This is a genomic window from Ruminococcus sp. CAG:57, assembly GCF_000435935.1.
Lineage (GTDB): Bacteria > Bacillota > Clostridia > Oscillospirales > Ruminococcaceae > Hominimerdicola > Hominimerdicola aceti.
The window spans coordinates 5,215-9,323 of the sequence record NZ_FR890688.1 but is presented as its reverse complement, the minus strand read 5'-3'; the positions used below and the strand labels follow the sequence as shown (position 1 = coordinate 9,323).

Here is a 4,109-nt window from a genome sequence, read left to right as displayed (position 1 = left end):
AGGCTTACAGCAAGACTTGTGTTTTCGTCCATAGTGCCGCAAGCAAGGCCTGCATTATCCCCACCTGATACTTCCACCTTGACATCATTACTTAGAGTGATATCCAGATCGACCTTTGCTCCATTTTTCATATTGCCTATAGCAGACGTGAAGGATTTATAAATTGTAGCACCTGAATCATCTACAGGATCAGCTTTTATTTTCCACTTATTAGCTGAAGCCACATCACCGTGTATAACATTCTCAGCAAGCAAAGCTGAATTTTTGTCTTCCGGTCTAGCAAAAATAATAGTATCTAAATTTGCACTGTCACTAAGATATTCAAACAGAGCAAAATTAATAGGAAGATTAATAGCTGAGCCCTCATTAGCTTTGACTGTTCCCATGAAAGGATATTCTTCATTGCCTAGTCCTTTTTCTATTCCTGTAAAATCAGAAGCCTTAAACTGAGATTGGTTGTTTGAAAACAATATTGTGATTTTCTGATAGTCAGCAGGGTCTGCATTAAGAAGCTTTTTAAAATCGTCTGCATTCTGTATCGTAAAAACGCCATTTTTGATATCATTAGAAATGTCAGTATATGTATCTGCCGCCATAGCCGTAATAGCATTGGTGACAGTTGATACCATTTTAGACACAACACCTGAAATGTCTGCAAGCGGCATACTCGTGACAAGCAATACGGCAGCGGTAACTAAAGAAATAACATTCTTGCGATACTTGCTGTAAAGCTTGTGGCATATTCTATTAATTTTCTGATTTCTATTAGCTTTCACTTTCAACTGCCTCCGTGCAAAGTTAATATTCTTATCTATACGTTTAGTTCAACAAGGATATATTGCACCTTTGTACCTATCTTTTCGTCAGCGTCATTATACATGGAGCTTAGTGATGATAACTGTGCTGTGCTGTATTTATCACCATTAAGTATATTCTCAATAGCCTTTTTATTTTGTTCTTTATCAGCATCACCTGACAAGAACAAGCTTAAATTACCCTTCATATATTCCGCAAAATTCAAACGTTCTTTACTGTCATCATCAAACAGCACATTTTTCTCTGTCAGATTTTCATCTGTGCTTTTCATTAGTATCTGACCAAGCGTGTTCGGCCACACCCAATATACGTTCACTTCCTGCGGAACGCCTACTTTACAATCTTTAAGCGTCCTTGTGAATGTTTCATCATGAAGAAAATCGGAATATGTGTGATTGTTCTCATCATATTTCTCAAAAAACATGATATGTCCATTCATAAATCTAGTTACTTCTTCTTCAGTAATCTTTTCATAAGAAACAGCGTCTTCGTTTTTATTCTCTGCATACCCCGTGATACTCAACTTGAACTGTATCTCCATTTCCCCCGACTGGTTCGGGACAACATAAAAAGTAAGCTTTCCATGACTACCAGGATTAATACCTTTCGTCATACCGCTTTCTTCATCAAGAAGCCAGTAGATCTTGTTGTTCTCGTCAGAAGTGATGTTGCTCCCATCAGACACCTTAGAGTAGTCATTGCTGTCAAGTATCTCAGCTTTAAGCACATTGGCACTGCCTACTGTTTTCAGTTCAAATGGCGAATCTACGCTTTTCATTCCAAATGAATCAAGATCAAGGGCTTTATCAATGGTAAACCAAGCCAAGCTGACCGCAATAAGTATAAATGCCAGTACTGCAACTGGTATTATTTTTATAATAAGCAGTTTGCGTTTCTTCTTTTCTTCCTCGCTGTCTGCTTTCTCTATCACTTTATGCTCAGCCACTTTGGCGACCTCCATTATTTCATCGAGTCAAGCTCTTTCTGCAATTCTATCATGTGGTTTCTGCAAGCGGTTATCTCGCCTGTGTATTTGTTGAACCACTCAACGTCCATTTCGTTAGGCTCTTCCTGCAAAAGAATTGCCTGAACAAGTGCTGATTGTGAACGTGATCTCTTACGCTCTATTTCCTCAATAGTAAGTCTGCATTTCTTTATTTCTCTTTTAAGCTGCCCTTTACTGCTCACGTTATTGTCCTCCTTGCATTAATTTCCCATTTTATCAACCGAATCAACTATCTCGTTGACTTCCCTATAGCCTTTGTCAAGATCTTCGGTGATATGGTCAAGTGCTTTTTTTACGTCCTCAAGTTTGCCCTGCATTTGTTCGGGATACTTCACAAAGCAATAATGAAGCTCATTTATAGCCTTCTGCTCATCAGTGTAATCGTCGATAAGAAATACCAGCGACCTTGCCGCACCCATGGCCGAAAGTATCATGTTATATCTCGTTGGAAGATCCTTGCCGCTTTCAAGATAAGTGTCTATCTCCTCAGAGGCGGCAGACAGATTTTCCATATACTTAGCAATGTAAGTCTTTCTGACTTCCTCGGACTTGTCCATATAAAGGCCGATAAAAACGAACAGCCCTGCAAGTGCCGCAATACAAATAACGATAGCCGTTATCATTTTAGCCTTCATTATCTTTTCCTGATTCAAAGCTGTTCGCCTCCTTTTTCTCGTTTTCCTGCATTTTCAGCCGCTGAACTTCCTTTTCAACAGCCTCGCGCATAAGCTTTTCCTTTTCTTCCTCAGCCGCTTTCAAAGCTTCCTCACGGTTTGAATATATTTTTATCTCAGCGATAGTTTTTACCTCATACACCGCCATGCAAACTGTTGGGATTATCACAAACAGTATGAGGAGCTTCTTTGTTGATGCAAATGAACCAAGCCACTTGAAAAATCTGAGTTTCCCATAGTATTTTCCAATAATGCTGACTTTTTGCACCGTCACGCTGTCCTCTATTTTGTTAGCATCGCCTTTAGTAACAAAAGTGCCGTCGCTCAAAACCTCAGATATCCTGTGAGTATTTATCTCGCCTTTAATACTATCATCTTGAGAGTAGAACGAAATGATATCCCCTGCCTTTAAGCTGTCAGTATCTGTCCTTTTGATGTAAATATAGTCGCCCTCATGTATAGACGGCTCCATACTTCCGCTCACGACCTTCAGTACGCTGTAACCAAAAATGCTTGCTGTTTTGCCGATACAGCCACAGACCATTATGTACACCGTCACACTCAGCAGTGCCGCAAACACGGCAGAGCCAAGTATTGTCAAAGCTATTTTTACTATCCTCAACGCCTTGCCGATGATAACGACTCTCCCTCCGTGTTATTGTTTCCTATATTTCTCTTTCAAATGCCTTGCCATTCTGCCAACTGCTGAAACATGATACTCCTTATAGAGTCGTTTCATTTCAGTGTCGATAGCTTTCTGCTCCTCAGCGGTGCGCTGTGGCGGAATATATGGTCTTGGCGGTCTGTTCTTTCGCTCAAGACGTTTTCTCTTTTTAAACTGCCTGTTTTTGATACGCCTCTTTACATCATATTTAAGATACGGAGCATATTTTTCATAGATGATCTCAATTTCACGCTCTGCACGTTTTCTCTCTGCCTCAGCCAGTTCTTTTTCCTTCTTGACTTTGAACATTCTGATATAGTCTGGATTATCCGTCACAACAGGTATGATCCCAAATGCGTGAGCCAGAACATATGTTATGCCACGTTTTGCCATGTAATATGGATTTTTGGAATATTCTTTAAATATCTCATTGATATTTTTATTTTCAAAGCTTTCACGTTCAGCTTTAAGACGCTCAGCACGTTCACGCTCACGACGTTCCTGCTCACGCTGCTGTTGTGCTTCTTTCGCCTTTTTTGCAGCGATCTCAGGGGACTCATACTCTGACACAAAGCTTGAAGACACGGCTTCTTCATTCGTGCTGATCTGCTGATCCATAGCAGATCCAAGGCTGCTGCGGACGAGCTTTTTCTCCTCTCGGATCCTAGCTCTTTCCTCACGGACACGCTGCTCCTCTTCACGGCGTTGGCGCTCCTCCATTTGCCTTTTGCGTCTTGCGATATGCTTGATCTCTTCCTCTTTTTCACGGCGTTCACGTTCCTCACGCTCCGCCTTTTCTCTTGCAGCCTGCTCCGCCTGCTGTTTTTGGATAAGCTCCAATCTTCTGCGTTCAGCTTCCTCATGCTCCAGCCTTATGCGCTCTTCTTCCTCACGCCGCTGACGCTCCAGTTCCTCCTGCTCGGCACGCTTTCTTTCAGCTTCTGCAGCC

General features: G+C 41.4%; 5 protein-coding genes and 1 pseudogene. All 6 read right to left on the bottom strand.

Annotated elements, in window-relative coordinates:
* Positions 1–776: hypothetical protein (locus QVO88_RS01050; protein WP_288177684.1), on the bottom strand; the 776-nt coding region annotated here is incomplete at its 3' end.
* A gap of 35 nt (positions 777–811) precedes the next feature.
* A complete protein-coding gene (locus QVO88_RS01045) occupies positions 812–1,762 on the bottom strand; it encodes a hypothetical protein (protein WP_022286678.1) in 951 nt (316 codons plus the stop codon).
* Between the two features lie 14 nt (positions 1,763–1,776).
* On the bottom strand, positions 1,777–2,004 hold the full coding sequence (locus tag QVO88_RS01040; protein WP_022286677.1) for a hypothetical protein: 228 nt from the start codon (positions 2,002–2,004) through the stop codon (positions 1,777–1,779).
* 18 nt (positions 2,005–2,022) lie between these two features.
* On the bottom strand, positions 2,023–2,475 hold the full coding sequence (locus QVO88_RS01035) for a hypothetical protein (protein ID WP_022286676.1): 453 nt from the start codon (positions 2,473–2,475) through the stop codon (positions 2,023–2,025).
* Complete coding sequence (locus QVO88_RS01030; RefSeq protein ID WP_117892395.1) at positions 2,447–3,118, bottom strand: signal peptidase I; 672 nt, start codon at positions 3,116–3,118, stop codon at positions 2,447–2,449. Before QVO88_RS01030 ends, QVO88_RS01035 begins: the two co-directional genes overlap by 29 nt.
* Before the next feature lie 33 nt (positions 3,119–3,151).
* A pseudogene (locus QVO88_RS01025) lies at positions 3,152–4,109 on the bottom strand (signal peptidase I); the annotation flags it as partial.